Source organism: Halorubrum sp. B52 (assembly GCF_059752555.1).
The window spans coordinates 421285-436804 of the sequence record NZ_MWTG01000007.1 but is presented as its reverse complement, the minus strand read 5'-3'; the positions used below and the strand labels follow the sequence as shown (position 1 = coordinate 436804).

Here is a 15520-nt window from a genome sequence, read left to right as displayed (position 1 = left end):
AGACCCAGAGAAAGGATGTAACGGGTCTTTCGCGAGCCGATACCGGTGAGCGAAAGCCGCGATCGTCGGCCTTAGTCCCCGTTTAACGGCGTTCCGCCGGTATCATAGGGTGATTGATATCTGTGGGAATCAGATTATGAGTAATCTGATATAGTCGCCTTATCGAGACGTATCGGCTGAGTTCGAAAGGTCAGAATCACGCGGCTCGGTCTCAAACGGTCTCAGAGCGCGTCCCCGCGGTAATAAACCGGGTTCCAGACGGCGTGAGAGCGACCTCGCGGAAACGAATAAAAAACAGGGAGAACCTTCAACCGAATTTCGAAGCCGGAGGAGGGATTTGAACCCTCGACCTATTCCTTACGAAGGAATCGCTCTGCCAGCTGAGCTACTCCGGCGCGCGTCTAACAATTCCCGAACGGCAAAATAAGGGTTCCGAAACGACGACGGCGCGGGGCGCGACCGCGCGGCCGTCCCTCGAAATCGGCGGATCACGCACACGAGATCTACTGATATCCATACGTTTCATAATATCGGATTTACGTATCAGATACGTCTGTTTACTCGGTGTAAATCACAATTATATAAGGATAAAACATAAATACTTGTTTGAACTTCCACTGTAGTGTGGTCGCACCGCGACGGCGGGGTCGACCCCCTCGACGGTGCGTGCCCGGTCGAAGCCCGTGCCGGGCGTCGGTAGTCCCGTCGGTCGCATCCCCACGACGATTCGACGTGGCGGTCACCACTATCAGCGATCCACCGCGGCCGCCGTGTGATCCACGTCTCCGACGTGCCAAGCGCGAAATCGCCTCTGGCCCCGACGCTCCACCGGCCGTGGTCTCTTGTCATGTGACGGGCCGTGCCGTCCCGGCCCGCTCGTTCCCGGGCGGGACGGCTGTCGCGCTGTCGATCCGTACACTCGATCCCGTCGGCGGTCACCGGTGCGAGAGCCACTCGGCGAGCGCCGGCGCTCGTCCGACGGCTCGCCGCGCCCCTACGCGAAGAGCCGCCGCGGCTCGCTCGCGACCGCCGAGAGACCGCTCGCGCCGGCCCCGAGAGCGCCCGCGATCCGCACCTCCGCCGGCGCGACGCCGAGCTCGCGGGAGAGGCGCCCCGGGCGCGCGTCCGCGCCTATCACCGCGACCGTCCGACCGCGGACCCGGATCTCTGTCGTGAGGTCCGTCGCGGTCAACAGCGCGGCGGGGCCGCGGGCGTCGGCGTTCTCCGGCAGCCCCCGGACGACGCGGAACGCGTCGCGGACGGTCGGCACCTCGACGAACAGGCGCTCGCCCGTCGAGCGGACGTCGAGGTCGACGCCGTCGACGGTGAGCGTCAGGTCCTCCGTGACGACCGAGAGCGGCGCCCTCGCGTCAGTCCCGTTCACGGGTCGTGACCCGCACGGTGCCGTCGAGCCGCCAGTTGGCGTGCTCGACGTCGTCGCCGGTGCCGCTGGGAACGTCGACGCTCATGTCCTCGAACTCGTAGACGATCTCCGCGTTGCGCCCGGTCAGTCTGTCGTAGAGGCCGATGGCGAGGTCGGGCCACGTCGTCGTCTCGTCGATGCGCTCTTCCGGATCTGCGGCGTCACTCATGTGTGTTACCAAGCGCCGCAGTGGTATAAACCCGTTACCTAACTGAAACGAATGTCGAGCGATTCCCGGACGGTGAGTCGCGAACGACGCCGCACGGGACGGAGCGACCTGCCCTCAGGTCCGCGTCAGCCTGACGTCGAGACAGACGTTGTACTCGTGGGGCGCGTACGACCTGACGACGCGCTCGGTCTCGACGGCGACCGCGTACTCGTCGCCGGCCGCCTCGCGGATCGCCCGCGTTCCGGGGCCGAACGGGTCGTCCTCGTGTTGGATGTCGTAGTAGTGGACCACGCAGTCGTCGCCGGCCAGCGCGACGGCGGTGTCGAGGAATTCGTCGGCGGAGTGCGGGAGGTTCATCACGAGCCGGTCGGCCGTGTCGGCGTAGTCGATCGCGTCTCCGTCCCCGCCGCCGACGAGGTCGCGCACGTCCCCCGCGATCGCGGTCACGCGGTCGGCGACCCCGTTCCGGGCCGCGTTCTCGCGGAGGTACGCGACGGCCCGCTCGTTGAGGTCGCAGGCGACCACGTCGGCGCCGCGGGACGCTAATGGCACCGCGTAGGGGCCCACGCCGGCGAACATGTCGATCGCGGCCTCGCCCGGTTCGACCTGCTCGACCACGCGGTGGCGCTCGGTGGCGAGCCGCGGCGAGAAGTACACCTCGGCGACGTCGAGCAGGAACTCGTGGCCGTACTCGCGGTGGACCGTCTCCGTGCCGTTCCCGGCCAGCACGTCCCACCGGCGGACGCGGAGCTCGCCCTCGATCGGCGAGGCGCGGTTGAGCACCGTCTCGCAGGGCACGTCGGAGGCCATCACCGCGTCGGCGATCTCGCGGGCGCGCTCGTCGTCGTCCTCGTCGACGATGACGATGTCGCCGAGCCGCTCCAGCGAGGGCTCGTACCCGAGTATGTCTGCCGGCGTCCGCGGGCGGTCGCGCTCGGCGGCGTCGCGCTCGACGATCCTCGCGTCGAGGTCGGCGGGGACGGCGTCGGGGTCGATGACCGGGATGTAGATCGCGTCGCCGTCGACCGCGATCTCGTGGTCGCCGTCGAGGACGCCCGCCTCGGCGAGGCGCTCGCGGACGGCCTCGCCGCGCTCGCGCTCGACGGCGACGCAGGGAACGCTCATTGGTTCCGAAAGGCGGAGCGAGCCATAAACGCTGACGCTTTCGATCGTCGGGCCCCGGTCGGCCGACCGCGGCGGCGACGGTCCTCAGTCGTCCGCGGACGCCTCGGGCCGGTACGCCTCGCTTATCCCCTTCCACTTCCCAGAGCGGAACCGCCAGTAGTTGATCGCGGCGGGGATCGTCGTCTCCGCGAGGAACGCCAGGTAGAGGCCCCACAGCCCGATCGCGGGGAGCGCGACCTCCGGGACCGTGAGCCCGGTCAGGGGCACGTCTATCGCGGGCGTCGCGTCGTTGGCGCCGACGTACGCGAGCGGGATCGAGACGCAGAACATCCCGAGGAACTGGCTCGCGAAGGGGATCTTCGTGTCGCCGGCGGCGTCGAGCGGCCCCGCCGCCCCGCCCGAGACGCCCTGGAACACGACGGCGACGCAGGCGGCGTACACGAGGTTCACGGCGATGGGGACCTCCGGACTCTGCGGGCTCTCCGCGAACAGCGTCACGATGTCGGTCGCGAAGACGGCGATCAGCGCGGCGGAGACGACGTACGTCGCCACGGAGAAGCGGATGATGTCGCGGGCGTACGCCTCCGCCTCGCCGGGGTCCTCCACGCCCAGTTCCTGCCCGACGAGGCTGGAGGAGGCGAGGCCGAACCCCCAGCCGGGCGTGTTCATGATCCCCCAGATGCGCCGGGCGATGACGAACGCGGCGACGGTGTTCTCGCCGAACACGTCGAGGATGGCCAACATCGGGAACTCCGCGGCCGTCCACACGAGGTTGCGCGCGCCCACCGGGAGCCCGATCTCGACGAGGTCGCGGAGCATCTTCGGGTTCAGGTAGGAGCCGAACGGGTCGATGGCGACCGGGAACTCGCCGATCAGCGGGGCGCTGCCACGGACGATCCCGACGGTGAAGCCGGCGACGGCGAGGACGTTCGAGAGGACGGTGCCGACCGCGGCGCCCTCGACCCCCCAGCCGAAGCCGAAGATGAACAGCGCGCTGAGGACGACGTTCGCGACCGCGCCGCCGGCCCGGACCTGCATCGCGGTGTAGGCGTCGTCGCAGCCGACGAGCACGCGGCTCCCGACGAGGTTGAGCGCGGCGAACGGCACGCCGAGGCCGACGATCCGGAGGTAGTCGGCCCCCAGCGCGATCGCGGCCTCGTTGCTGCTCAGGACGTCGATGAACGCCGGCGCGTACAGCCAGAACGCCGCGCTGACGGGAACGGTGATCGCGACGGCCAAGAGCACGCTCGACCGCACCGCGTCGCCGAGTTCGACGTACGCCTCGGCGCCGTAGCGCTGGGATACCAAGGCGATGGTACCGCCGGCGACGCCGCCGCCCAGCGCGAACGAGAGCCCCCAGTACGGGCCGGCGAAGCCGACGCCGGCGACCGCGCTGGTGCCGACCGCGACGCCGACCATCGCGACGTCGACGGCGTTCTTCGACATCCGGGCGATCCCCGTGACGATCCGCGGCCACGCGAGGTCCGTCGTCCGGACCACCCGGTGGCGGTCGATCAGCCCCGCCCTCGCGAGGGCGAAGCCGATGTACAGGATGAGCGCGCGGAAGGGGTTCGGGAGGCGGACCACTGCGGGTACGCCCCTTTCCCGGTCGGCGCTAAAGGGATTTCGTCACGCGGCGGTCGTTTCCGGATCGGGAGACGGACGCGGGGCGTCGAAGGCGAGCCGGCCTCAGGCGCCCGATACGAGGTACACCGACGCCGCGGCGAGGACGATCCCGAGCGCCTTGCGGGCCGTGAACGATTCGCCGAGGAAGAGGAAGCCGATCACCGACGAGAAGACGAGGAACATCGCGAAAATGGGCGTCACGACGCTCACCGGCCCTAACGCGAGCGAGCGGTACAGCGCCAGGATGCCGATTCCGAGGAACACCCCGGCCGCGAGCACGTGGAGGATCTTCGGCGAGCCAAGGTGGACCGCGAACCCCTGACCGGTGTACGCGAGCACGCCGACGGCCATGCAGATGAGCAGGGTGTTGGAGATCACGACGGCGACGTCGCTCGGGACCGCGTCCGGTCCCGTGGTCGCGACCCGCATCAGCGGCGAGACGAGCGCGTACGCGCCCATCGCGAGGAGCGCGTAGGGGAGGTAGGTGGCGTCCATACCGACCGGTCGGTCGGCTCGAACTAGTGCCCACCGACTCGCGCCTCTCGGCCCGCGGCTGTCGCCCTCGTCTACCGACCCGCGACTGCCGGCCTCGTCTATCGGCCCGCACCCGCGGAGTCCGCGGACGCGAGCGTCTCGCCGCGCTCCGTCTCTCTCCCGTCGGCCGGAGCCGACTCGCCGACGGGGACGGAGACCGTGACGACCGTCCCGCGCGGCTCCCGCTCCGCGAAGGAGACGCTCCCGCCGACCTGGTCGATCCCCCACTTCACGATCCACAGGCCGATCCCGCTGCCGTGTTCCAGCGGCGTCTCCGCGCCGTGCGCCAGGACCCGGTACTCCGCCGGGTCGATCCCCGGGCCGTCGTCGGCGACGGAGAGCTCGACCCAGCCGTTCGAGACGGTCGCCTCGATCCACACGGACGGCGCGTCCGCGTCGTTGTGCTCGACCGCGTTCGAACAGAGGTTCGCCGCGACGACGCGGAGGGTCGCCGGCACGCGCACGTCCGGCACGTCGCCGTCGATCGACACCCGAACGTCGGGGAACTCCGCGCGGAGGTCGGCGACCGCCTCGTCGACGACCTCGGACAGCGGTATCGGCGACTCCGGCTCCGAGACCGGGTCGAACAGCTCGCTCGCGGTCCGGGTCCGTTCGCTGAGACCGAGGATCCGCGAGGCGCTCTCCTTGACGACCGACAGCGCCCGCTCGTCGCTCGGGTCCTCCGTCAGCCTGTCGGCGTAGCCGTGGATCAGGTTCGTCTCGGTCCGGACGTCGTGGCGGAACACTCTGTTGAGCACGTTCAGCCGCTGTTGCTGCCCGAGGTACTCGCCCACGTCGTGGAAGACGACGAGGCGGCCGACCGCCCGGCCGTGGTCGTCGGTCACGCGTCGCACCGTGACTTCGTACGGTCTGCGGCCGTTTCGCCCCACTATCGAGAGCGGCCCGACGTCGCCCCGCTCGCCCGCGAGCGCGTCGTAGCGGGGCACGACCGCGCCCGCCGCCTCGCCGACCGCCGTCCGTCGGTCGACCTCGAACACGTCGGCGGCGCTGCGGTTCAGGTCGAGCACGTGGCCCTCGGTGCCGACGACGAACACGGGGTCGTGGAGCTGCTCGAAGACGAGCTGGCGCGCCCGGCGGCGCGGCGCGGGCGTGAGCGTGAGCAGCCGGAACCGCGAGAGCGCGAGGAGGTACGCGACCCCGGAGACGGCGAACGCGAGCGGCGTCGGGTCGAGCCCGGGCACCGGGATCGCTCCGGTGATGTGGAGGAGGCTGCTGATCCACGGCGCGGCCGTCCCGACGAGCAGCGCCGCGCTCTGTCCGCGGAACGAGCGGGCGTCGTCGCGGACGAGCTGGAGGATGGGGACCGACCCGATCAGCCCGAGCAGGTAGGTGTAGCCGGCGATGACGTAGTACCACGGTCCGGGGTCGACGCGGAGGAACGAGCCGACGGCGGTGTCGGCGACCTCGCGGTCGGCGACGACGAGTCCGGCCGGGTCGCCCGTCGCGACCACGAGGACGGTTATCGCCGGCGCGACGCAGGCCGCCGCCGCGACGCTTGGCCGCACGTACCGGTCGCGGCCCGTGTACTCGAGCGCGAACAGCAGCCACCCCACCGGGACCACCACCACGCCGAGCCACTGCACGTCGTACCACAGCGCCTTCGCGGCGAGCGTCGACGCCTCCAGCTCGAAGACGAGGAACGTCGTCCACCACACCTGCCCGACGAGCAGCAGCGCGAGCCACGTCGCGCCCGCCTCCGGCCGCTCCCGCCACGCGAGGATCGCCGCCGACGTGCCGGTCACGACCGCGGCGAGCAGCGCGACGGAGAGCGGACTCAGCCCGATCACTGTTTATTGCAGAAGAAGGAGATATAAATCATTTTGCTCTGTCGATTTGGCATCCCCGATCGGCCGCTGATCGAAGTCGGACGCGGATCAACCGACCAGGGTCACCCCCGCGATCGCGACGCCGACGAGGAGGTAGGTGCAGTCCGGCGCGACGCCGAGGACCGACGCGTCGTCGATCCGGCCGGCGAGCGCGGTGACGCAAACCGACGCAGCGACGCCGACGCCGAGCGCCCCGACGAGCGGCCACGCGAGCAGGCCCGCGACGCCCGCGGCCGTCACGGCGCCCGCCGCGAGGAGGTCGACGCCGTACAGCAGCCGCCGGGTTCGGACGACGCCGACCGCGACGGGGAGCGTCTCGACGCCGACCGCCGCGTCGGCGGCGACGTCCCGGACGTTCGGGAGCTCGGCGTCGACGAACGACCGCAGGAAGAAGTACGCGAAGACGACGGGGACGGCCGGTCCGACCGCCGCTCCGGTGAACGCGACGGGAAGGAACGTGAGGGCGGTCGCCCACCCCGCGGCGACGACGACGGAGTTGACGACGAGCACGTCCTTCAGGCGCGGGACGTAGCGGCGCCCGCCGTCGGTCGCTCCCGCGGCCGCCCCGGGGCTGAGCCGACCGCGTGGAACGACGGCTGAGAGGGCGGCGCTCACGGCTTGGCCGAGGTCGGGCAGCCAGTCGGAGGCGTACGCGACCCAGAACGCACCCGGAAGCAGCGTGACCCCGAGCGCGAGCGGTCCCCCGGTGATCGCGATCGCGATCGCGGTGCCGTACGCGAGCGTGGCGGCGACCATCAGCTGGTCCCCGTAGCGCCGGGCGAGCAGCGCCCGGTTCGGGGTCGAGGCGGCGTCCGCGTCAGCGTCGGCGACGTGGTCGACGGTGTACACCGCGAAGGTAACCAGTGCGACGACCACCGGGGCGGCCGTCAGCTGAACGCCCAGCAGGACGGTCGCGATGAGCGTCTCGACGGCCGCGACGAGCGCGATGAACGGGGCCCCCGACGCGAACGCGCCGAGGAGGCGCATGGGGTCGGTGGTCGTCCCGACCGCGGCCGGAGACGGGCCCTTCGGCGCCGCGGACTCTCGACGCGGTGGCGTAGACGCCGTCAAGGTGCGCGACGGCGTCTCGGACGAGAACGGTTCGGTGCGATTCGGCGAGTCGGTGCCGTCGATGAACTCCGACGGCGGATCTGTCTTGTTTGACATTGTTCGCGGCCGGCACCCCGACTGTCGGTGGCACCCGCCACCTATACTCGAACCACCGAACCTATTTATACATAGTAAAATGAATAAATAAATTGATAATAAAGGCCGTTTTATTCCCGACCGAGCCAGTTCGATCCGGGTGAGTCGACCGTCGGCGGTTCGGCGGTGGTCCGAGTCGACCGCGACCCCTTCAGTACGCTTTTGAGGCGAGCGGCCGATCCGTGGCGTATGGACGGAACCTTCGACCACACGATGATCCGCGTCGAGGACTTAGAGGAGAGCCTCGACTGGTACCAGACGCACCTGAACTACGAGGAGAAGGGCCGCTGGGAGGCCGACACGTTCACCAACGTCTACCTCGGTCCCGAGGACGTCCACGAGGACGGCGCGCTGCTGGAGCTCACCTACAACCACGGCGACCACGCGTACGAGATCGGCGACGCGTGGGGCCACATCGCCGTGCGAGTGCCCGAGGACGCGCTCCAGGAGTCGTACGACCAGCTGATGGACGAGGGCGTCGAAGACTACCGCGACCCCGAGTCCTGCGGCGACCGCTACGCGTTCGTGAAGGACCCGGACGGCCACGAGATCGAGATCGTCAAGCGCGACTACGGCGAGAAGTGGAGCATCGACCACACGATGATCCGCGTCGAGGACGCCGACGAGGCGCTCGGCTACTGGACCCGCAAGTTCGAGTACACGGAGCAGCCGAGTGGCCGCTGGGAGGCCGACAGCTTCTCGAACTACTTCATGGCCCCCGAGGACGCCCCGAAGGAGGCGATGAAGCTGGAGCTCACCTACAACTACGACGGCCGCGAGTACACGATGGGGGACGGCTGGGGCCACCTCTGCGTCCGCGTCGACGACCTCGACGAGGCGTGGGAGACGCTGATGACCCGCGAGGCGCCGGACTACCGCGACCCCGCCTCTTGCGACCACAACTACGCGTTCACGAAGGACCAGGACGGCCACGAGATCGAACTGCTCGTCCGGGAGTAGGCCGCCCCGCGCCGCGACGTCTACTCTTCGACCGCTCGCTCCGCGACGTCGACGCCGCTCACCTCGAACCGGGCGCCGCCGAGGTCTGGGTCGTCCGTGATCCGCACGTCCCAGCCGTGCGCGGTCGCCACCTGTTCGACGATCCGGAGGCCGAACCCCGTCCCCTCCCGCGAGGTCGAGTAGCCGACGTCGAACACGTCGGACCGCTCGTCGGGCGGGATTCCGGGCCCGTTGTCGGCGACGAAGAACCCGTCGCCGTCGGTCAGGGCGCCGACCGCGACGACGACGCGGTCGCCGCCGTGCTCGACGGCGTCGCCGGGCTCCGCCCGGCTGCCCGTGGAACTGTGTTCCACGCTGTTGCGCATCAGGTTCTCCAGTAGCTGTTGCAGGCGGCTCTCGTCGGCGTACAGCGTCAGGTCGGTCTCGACCGCGAGCGTCGCCTCCCCGGTGTCGACGTTCAGCCAGCAGGACTCGACGACCGCGGCGAGGTCCACCTGCTCCGTGTCGCTCACGCGCTCGCCCTCGCGAGCGAGCGTGAGCAGGTCGCTGATCAGGCCGTCCATCCGCTCGTGGGCGCCGACAGCGGCGTCGAGGTGCGGCGAGTCGCAGTCGTCTTGGGCCAGCTCCACTCGGCCCTGCGCCACGTTGAGCGGGTTGCGGAGGTCGTGGGAGACGACGCTGGCGAACTCCGCGAGCCGGTCGTTCTGGCGCTCCAGCTCGGCGCTCCGCCGGTGGAGCCGCTCGGTCCGGGCCTCCGACTGGAACGCCGTCTCCGCCGCGGTCGCGAGTATCTTCGCGAGGAACTCGTCGGTGCCGTCGAACACGCCCGGCTCGTCCTCGCCGATGGCTATCGTCCCGTACTCGCCGACCGGGAGGAGCATCAGGCTCCTGAGTCCCGTCCCGTTGTCGACGGCGTCGACGGTCTCGATGTCGTCGTACAGCCGCGGCTCCCCCGCCTCGAACGCCGCCCAGTTGAGGCTGCCGTCGTCGGGCGTGAACACGCCCCGAGGCGGGAGGAGGTCGCCCGCGATGTCGGAGACGGCGACCGGGACCAGCCCGCCCGCGTCCTCGTCGTAGAGCCGGACGGTCGTCACGGAGAACCCGAGCACGTCCTCCGCGGCCTCGACGACGCGCTCCGCGATCTCCTCTCGGGAGCCCGCCTGGATCAGGCTCCGCGTGGCGTCGTGAAGCCGCTCCAGGCGCGTCTCGCGGTCGACGCGGTCGAGGGCGGCCTCCAGGTGATTCGCCAGTATCTCGGCGATGAGGACGTCGGTCTCGGTGAACGCGTTCGCCGTCGACGCGGAGATGACGAACAGCCCGCGGTCGCCGATCGGGTGGAGCACCAGGCTCTCCGCCGGCGTCTCCTCGTCGAGCCGGTCCGAGGCCGAGAGCTCGTCGATCGCGATCGGCTCGTCGCCGCGGTACGCCTCCCAAACGAGCGCCGACCGCGACTTCGGCGGCGCGTCCCGGTCGTACGACGGCTGCTCCTCGAAGAACATCGGGACGGACTCGGCGAGCGCGACCGGTTCGAGCGCGTCCCCCGCGTCGTTCAGCAGGTGTATCCCGCTCAGCTCGGCGCCGACGATGGCGTCGACGGCGTCGACCGCCAGCCCCGTCGTCTCCTCGACGGTCCGGGTGTAGTTGAGGTCCCGCGTCCACTCGCGGAGGCGCGACAGCTTCTCCTCGCGCCGCTTCCGGTCGGAGACGTCGCGCGTGTTGACCACGTACCCGCCGACCCCGCTGTCGTCGAGCCGGTTGCTGCCGACCGACTCCACCCACAGGTAGTCGCCGTCCGCTCGCTCCAGCCGGTACTCGACGGTCGGGTTCGTCGTCTCGCCGGCGATCGACTCCCGGAACACCTCGACGACTCGGTCGCGGTCGTCCGGGTGCACGTGTTCGAACGCGTCCTCGCCCAGGAGGTCCGCGGGCTCGAAGCCGAGCAGCGACTCGACCGACGGGCTCACGTACTGGAACGTCCCGTCCGCGTCGAGCGCCGAGACGATGTCGCTGGAGCGCTCGACGAACGCGCGGTGTCGCTCGCGCTCCGTCACGTCCCGGATGATCCCCACGAACCGGCGCTCGCCGTCCTCCTCGAACTCGCCGAAGGAGATCGACAGCGGCACCTCGCGGCCGTCTCGGTGCTGACCCGGGAACTCGACGGCGGACCAGTCCATCGTCGGGTCACCGCCCGAGAGATACCGGTCGACCGCTTCGTGGTGCCGATCGACCTCTCGCTCCGGCATCAGCGTCGACAGCGGTTCTCCCTCCAGCTCGCTCGGCGCGTAGCCGAACAGCCGTTCGACGGCGGGGTTCGCGAACCGAATCCTGCTGTCGGCGTCGATGGTGACGATCGCGTCCATCGAGTTGTCGGTGATCGCGCGGAGGTGCGTCCGGGTCCGTTCGGCGTCGCGCTCGGCCCGGCGCTTCATCACGGCGTCGGCGATCCGGTTCGCGAGGATCTCGTACTGCTCGGTGCCGCCGCCCTTCTGGAGGTAGTCCGTCACTCCGGCGGAGATCGCCTCGCTGGCGACCGTCTCCGACCCCTTCCCGGTGTACAGGATGAAGGGGAGGTGGGGGTCGCGCTCCCGGACCCGCTCCAAGAACTCGATCCCGTTCGGTCCGGGCATGTCGTGGTCGGAGACGATACAGTCGATCCCGCCCTCGTCGAGCCGCTCCAGCCCGACCGTCGCGTTCGGGGCGGCCTCGACCGCGATCCGCTCGTCCTCGCGTTCGAGGAACGACCCCGTCACCTCGGCGAGGTCGGCGTCGTCGTCGACGTGGAGGACGCGGATCCGGTCGGTCATTGGACACGACTACAGGTGACCATCGTATAACCATTTGGTCGAGCAGCGGAAACGTCGGCCGCCTCCCGGTCGGCGGTTACGCGCCCCTCACGCGTCGTCGGTCGGGCGGAAGACGACCAGCGGCTCCCCGTCCGTCGCCCGCTCCTCGACGCCGACGTCGACCGACAGCCCGACCTCGACCGCGTCGCCCTCGGGGTCGACGCCGCGCAGGACACCCGTCGCTCGGACCGGCCCGAGGTCGACGATCGCGGTGACGTACGGGGCGTCGTCGGCGAACCGGGGCGAGGGGACGTGGACGACGCTGAACGTCTCGACCCGCCCCGTCCCGTCGAGCGGCTCCCGCGAGAGCGGGCTCGACCCGCACTCCGGGCAGCGCCGCCGCGGCGGGAGCGACCCGTGGCCGTCGGGACAGACGAGCGCGTACCCCTCGCCCGCCGCGAGCGCGTCGAGCCACTCCTCGTAGTCGGCGTCGGTGACCGGCGTCGGCGTCCCCCCGTCGGCGTTCGGGCCCTTCTCGCCGTCGTCGCTCATTCCGCCACCTCCAGCACGTGGACGACCGCGCTGGCGACGGTGCCTCCCGCGTTGTGCGCGACGCCGACCTCGGCGTCGGGGACGTGCTCGCTGTTCGGGTGGTCGCCCCGGAGCAGCCGCGTCAGCTCGGCGATCTGCGAGCCGCCGGTCGCGCCGACCGGGTGCCCCTTCGCCTTCAGGCCGCCCGAGAGGTTCACCGGGAGGTCGCCGTCGGCGGTCGTGACCCCCTCGCGGGCGGCGGCGATCCCCTCGCCGACCTCGAAGAGGCCGAGCGACTCCGTGGCGAGCACCTCGGCGATGGTGAAGCAGTCGTGGACCTCCGCGACGTCGACGTCGGCGGCCTCCACGCCGGCGGCCGCGTACGCCGCCTCGGCGGCGTCGTCGGCGGCCGGGGTGCGCGCGAGGTGCTCGCGGTCGCCGAGCGCCATCCGGTCGGTCCCCTGCCCGGTCCCCGTCACCGTGACCGGAGCGTCCACGTCGTGCTCGGCGGCGTACTCGGCGGAGACGATCACCAGCGCGCTCGCACCGTCGGTGATCGGGCAGGCGTCGTAGAGGTGGAGTGGCTCGGCGACCGGCGGGGCGTCCATCGCGTCGTCGACGGACACCTCCCGGCGGTACTGGGCGTACTCGTTCGGGACAGCGTTCGCGTGGTTCTTCGAGGCGACGTGGGCCAGGTCGCGCCGTTCACCGCCGTACGCCTCGAAGTAGGCGGTCGCCATCAGGGCGTAGGCGCCGGGGAAGGTGACGCCCGACCGCACCTCGAACAGGTCGTCGGCGGCCATCGCGAGCCCCTCCGTCACCTCGGCGGTCGGCAGGTTCGTCATGCGCTCCATCCCGCCGGCGAGGATGACGTCGGCGTCGCCCGCGGCGACGGTCCGGACGGCCTCGCGGACCGCGACGCCCGCGGAGGCGCACGCCGACTCGTAGCGGGTCGCGGGGCAGCGCACGCCCGCGGCCTCGGCCATCAGCGGCGCCTGGTGGCCCTGGTGCTCGGCGAGCGCGCCCATGAAGTTCCCGTAGTTCAGTTCCTCGACGTCCTCTCGGGGGACGCCGGCGTCCGCGAACGCGCGCTCCGCGGCCGTCGCGAAGAGGTCGCGTCCCGCGCGGTCCGCGTGGCTCCCGAAGCGCGTGAGCCCGACTCCGGCGACGCGTGCGTCGGTCATACACGAACGATAATCGGGGGTCGGTTTATCGTTGCCGGAAGGGGTGGCGCTCGCGGGGGACCGTCGGGAGCGTTTCCCGGGGCGTCAGCCGATGTACCGCAGGTCGTCGTCCGGCACCGCCGGACCGTCCTGCATCTCGCGGATCTTGCCGACGACCTCCTCCATCTCCTCGGCGCGGTCCTCCAGGCTCTCGTAGTCGACGGCGAAGTCGAGCACGTCCTCCAGCACCTCCAGCACCGCCCGGGCGCTCTTGGGGTCGACGAGGTAGCCGCTCGTCTCGCCCATCAGGCAGGCGGCGTCGAAGCCGCGGCGGCCGCCGAGCCCGAGCACCAGGCCGGAGACGCCGACGATCCCGCCGGCCGGCTCGTCGGGACGGAACTCGACGCCGGCGTCCTCCAGCCCATCGACGAGGTTCGCGTCGGAGACCGCGCCGAGCACGGTGTACTCCTCGACGAGCTCGCCGGTCGGGACGCCGCCGAGCGCGTACGCCCGCGTCGCACCGAACTCCTCGGCGACGTCGAGGAACGTCGTCGTGAGCGTGTAGTGGCCCTTGTTCGAGCCGGCCTGGTGGTCCCCGGTCAACACGAGCAGGTCGGCGCCGTCGGTCTCGACGGCGTGGAACTCGGCGCAGGTCAGCTCCGCGACGCCGTCGCCGTCGACGTTCACCTGCGGCGGGAACTCCGTGGTGTACACCCGGCGGACCAGCTCGCCGTCGAACTCCTCTAACAGGTGCTCCGCCGCCAGCTTCCCCACGTGGCCGACGCCCGGCAGTCCCTCGATGAGCACCGGGTCGTCGAGCTCCGGCGTCGCGACCTCGTCGATCTCGATGTCGTCCATGTCGGATCCGTCCGGGCGGCGGTCACAAGAGGGTGGCTATTCCGGCGTCGCGGGCGAGAGGAGCGGAGTCGGCGTCGGAGGCGGACCCTACTCGGAGTCGCGGTCTCGCCGCGCCCGCCGCCGGTACTCGCCGTACGGGTCCTCGGGGCTGAACGGCGCGGGCGCGCTGTTCGCGGCGGGGCCGTCGCACTCGGGGCAGCGGTCGCCGAGCGTGTACACCGGGCGGTCGTGGGTCGTCTCCCAGTTCGCGCAGACGCGGATGTCGGATTTCACGGGTGGAAAAGGAAAGCGGCCGAACGGGTTACTCGTCGTCCTCGCGGCGCTCGCGGTGGAAGTCGCCGGCGCCGCCGCGCCCCTCGATCGCCTCGCGGGCGCGGGCCGCGGCCGCCTCCAGCTGGTCCTCGGCCGTCTTGTAGTCGGGCGCGCGGACCTTGATCCGGTACTCGGGCGAGCCGACGTAGCCGACCTCCAGGTCGACGCCGTCCGGGACCTCGCCGTCGCCCTCGGCCGCTTCGAGCGCCGCCTTCACGTCGTCGACGCCGTCGGGGGCCGCGGACTCGAGGTCGACGTAGCCGGTCACGTCGACGTACGGCACCGAGACGTTGTCGCGGGCGGCCTCGACGATCGACTCGCGGGCGTCGTCGTCGACGTCGACGTCGTCGAGGGCCTCGTCCCCGCTTATCGCCGCCGCCTCGAAGGCGTCGTACAGCGAGTCGTACTCTGCGAGCAGCGCGTTGGCGACCTCGGTGTAGCGGTCGTCGTCGACGTCCTCGCCCAGCGCGATGAGCATCCAGTTGTCGGCCTTCTGGGCGTTCTTCCAGGCCTGTATCTTGTCCTTCCGCTGGTGCTCGTTGACGTCTTTGATCGACAGGTCGATCTGGTTCGCGGATTCGTCGACCTCCAGCACCTTCGCGACGACCGTCTGTCCCTCGCGGACGTGGTCGCGGACGTTCTTGATCCAGCCGGAGGCGACCTCGCTGATGTGACAGAGGCCGCGCTTCTCCTCGTACTCGTCGAGGTCGACGAACACGCCGAAATCGGCGATCTCGTCGACGTCGCCGACAACCAACTCGCCGGGTTCGGGCCAGCCGCTGTACTTCATACGGGGGTAGCGAGGCGGTTACCGCGCCTCAACGGTTTCGACGATCTCGCCGTGGAGCTCGGCCTCCCCGCCGGTCGGGGTCGCGAGCGTCGTGCCACAGACCGCGCACGACACCACGGAGGAGGCCTTGCCGAAGACGACCTGTTCGTTCTCGCAGTCGCCGCAGGCGACGCGGTGGAAGTCTCCCGCCATG

Annotated in this window: 15 protein-coding genes and 1 tRNA gene; 1 reads left to right on the top strand and 15 read right to left on the bottom strand. The window is 70.6% G+C overall.

Annotated features, from left to right (window positions below; translation table 11 throughout):
* Nucleotides 1-322: 322 nt before the first annotated feature.
* The 8 genes from B4V04_RS03605 to B4V04_RS03570 all read right to left on the bottom strand — a co-directional run bounded on the left by B4V04_RS03605 (nucleotide 323) and on the right by B4V04_RS03570 (nucleotide 7891).
* Nucleotides 323-395, bottom strand: a tRNA-Thr gene (locus B4V04_RS03605).
* A gap of 599 nt (nucleotides 396-994) precedes the next feature.
* A complete protein-coding gene (locus B4V04_RS03600; protein ID WP_498229240.1) occupies nucleotides 995-1384 on the bottom strand; it encodes a peptide ABC transporter ATP-binding protein in 390 nt (129 codons plus the stop codon).
* Nucleotides 1371-1592 (bottom strand): hypothetical protein, encoded by a 222-nt coding sequence (locus B4V04_RS03595; protein WP_498229238.1) that lies wholly within the window; start codon nucleotides 1590-1592, stop codon nucleotides 1371-1373. Before B4V04_RS03595 ends, B4V04_RS03600 begins: the two co-directional genes overlap by 14 nt.
* Nucleotides 1593-1706: 114 nt before the next feature.
* Nucleotides 1707-2717 (bottom strand): class I SAM-dependent methyltransferase, encoded by a 1011-nt coding sequence (locus B4V04_RS03590; protein WP_498229236.1) that lies wholly within the window; start codon nucleotides 2715-2717, stop codon nucleotides 1707-1709.
* Nucleotides 2718-2801: 84 nt separating this feature from the next.
* On the bottom strand, nucleotides 2802-4304 hold the full coding sequence (locus tag B4V04_RS03585) for an MATE family efflux transporter (RefSeq protein WP_498229234.1): 1503 nt from the start codon (nucleotides 4302-4304) through the stop codon (nucleotides 2802-2804).
* A 102-nt stretch (nucleotides 4305-4406) separates the two neighbouring features.
* Entirely contained in the window at nucleotides 4407-4838 is a 432-nt protein-coding gene (locus tag B4V04_RS03580) for an EamA family transporter (RefSeq protein ID WP_144799049.1), read from the bottom strand.
* Between the two features lie 98 nt (nucleotides 4839-4936).
* Nucleotides 4937-6685 carry a sensor histidine kinase gene (locus tag B4V04_RS03575; RefSeq protein ID WP_498229232.1) on the bottom strand — a complete coding sequence of 583 codons (1749 nt, stop codon included), beginning with the start codon at nucleotides 6683-6685 and terminating at the stop codon, nucleotides 4937-4939.
* Nucleotides 6686-6772: 87 nt separating this feature from the next.
* Nucleotides 6773-7891 (bottom strand): UbiA family prenyltransferase, encoded by a 1119-nt coding sequence (locus B4V04_RS03570; RefSeq protein ID WP_498229230.1) that lies wholly within the window; start codon nucleotides 7889-7891, stop codon nucleotides 6773-6775.
* 228 nt (nucleotides 7892-8119) lie between these two features.
* Between B4V04_RS03570 and B4V04_RS03565 the strand changes: the two genes are divergently transcribed.
* Nucleotides 8120-8890: a VOC family protein gene (locus tag B4V04_RS03565; RefSeq protein ID WP_498229228.1), complete on the top strand. Its 771-nt coding sequence runs from the start codon at nucleotides 8120-8122 to the stop codon at nucleotides 8888-8890.
* Between the two features lie 20 nt (nucleotides 8891-8910).
* Here the strand turns inward: B4V04_RS03565 and B4V04_RS03560 are convergent, their stop codons facing one another.
* The 7 genes from B4V04_RS03560 to B4V04_RS03530 form a co-directional block, all read right to left on the bottom strand.
* Nucleotides 8911-11694, bottom strand: coding sequence for a sensor histidine kinase (locus B4V04_RS03560; protein ID WP_498229226.1), 2784 nt, complete (start codon nucleotides 11692-11694; stop codon nucleotides 8911-8913).
* Between the two features lie 87 nt (nucleotides 11695-11781).
* Nucleotides 11782-12225, bottom strand: a complete 444-nt coding sequence (locus B4V04_RS03555; RefSeq protein WP_498229224.1) for a Zn-ribbon domain-containing OB-fold protein — start codon at nucleotides 12223-12225, stop codon at nucleotides 11782-11784.
* On the bottom strand, nucleotides 12222-13388 hold the full coding sequence (locus tag B4V04_RS03550) for a thiolase C-terminal domain-containing protein (protein WP_498229222.1): 1167 nt from the start codon (nucleotides 13386-13388) through the stop codon (nucleotides 12222-12224). Before B4V04_RS03550 ends, B4V04_RS03555 begins: the two co-directional genes overlap by 4 nt.
* A gap of 84 nt (nucleotides 13389-13472) precedes the next feature.
* Complete coding sequence (locus tag B4V04_RS03545) at nucleotides 13473-14225, bottom strand: proteasome assembly chaperone family protein (RefSeq protein ID WP_498229221.1); 753 nt, start codon at nucleotides 14223-14225, stop codon at nucleotides 13473-13475.
* Between the two features lie 87 nt (nucleotides 14226-14312).
* The gene (locus B4V04_RS03540; RefSeq protein WP_498229219.1) at nucleotides 14313-14498 is read right to left on the bottom strand and encodes an RNA-protein complex protein Nop10; all 186 of its coding nucleotides are present in this window, start codon (nucleotides 14496-14498) and stop codon (nucleotides 14313-14315) included.
* A 28-nt stretch (nucleotides 14499-14526) separates the two neighbouring features.
* Complete coding sequence (locus B4V04_RS03535; RefSeq protein WP_498229218.1) at nucleotides 14527-15327, bottom strand: translation initiation factor IF-2 subunit alpha; 801 nt, start codon at nucleotides 15325-15327, stop codon at nucleotides 14527-14529.
* A gap of 18 nt (nucleotides 15328-15345) precedes the next feature.
* A complete protein-coding gene (locus B4V04_RS03530; RefSeq protein WP_267663352.1) occupies nucleotides 15346-15519 on the bottom strand; it encodes a 30S ribosomal protein S27e in 174 nt (57 codons plus the stop codon).
* Nucleotide 15520: the final 1 nt, after the last annotated feature.

Bases quoted from the DNA above. Each gene is read 5' to 3' on its own strand.
- B4V04_RS03555 (WP_498229224.1), bottom strand. From the start codon at position 12,225: ATGAGCGACGACGGCGAGAAGGGCCCGAACGCCGACGGGGGGACGCCG.
- B4V04_RS03535 (WP_498229218.1), bottom strand. From the start codon at position 15,327: ATGAAGTACAGCGGCTGGCCCGAACCCGGCGAGTTGGTTGTCGGCGAC.
- B4V04_RS03590 (WP_498229236.1), bottom strand. From the start codon at position 2,717: ATGAGCGTTCCCTGCGTCGCCGTCGAGCGCGAGCGCGGCGAGGCCGTC.
- B4V04_RS03545 (WP_498229221.1), bottom strand. From the start codon at position 14,225: ATGGACGACATCGAGATCGACGAGGTCGCGACGCCGGAGCTCGACGAC.
- B4V04_RS03580 (WP_144799049.1), bottom strand. From the start codon at position 4,838: ATGGACGCCACCTACCTCCCCTACGCGCTCCTCGCGATGGGCGCGTAC.
- B4V04_RS03565 (WP_498229228.1), top strand. From the start codon at position 8,120: ATGGACGGAACCTTCGACCACACGATGATCCGCGTCGAGGACTTAGAG.
- B4V04_RS03570 (WP_498229230.1), bottom strand. From the start codon at position 7,891: ATGTCAAACAAGACAGATCCGCCGTCGGAGTTCATCGACGGCACCGAC.
- B4V04_RS03530 (WP_267663352.1), bottom strand. From the start codon at position 15,519: ATGGCGGGAGACTTCCACCGCGTCGCCTGCGGCGACTGCGAGAACGAA.
- B4V04_RS03550 (WP_498229222.1), bottom strand. From the start codon at position 13,388: ATGACCGACGCACGCGTCGCCGGAGTCGGGCTCACGCGCTTCGGGAGC.
- B4V04_RS03595 (WP_498229238.1), bottom strand. From the start codon at position 1,592: ATGAGTGACGCCGCAGATCCGGAAGAGCGCATCGACGAGACGACGACG.
- B4V04_RS03560 (WP_498229226.1), bottom strand. From the start codon at position 11,694: ATGACCGACCGGATCCGCGTCCTCCACGTCGACGACGACGCCGACCTC.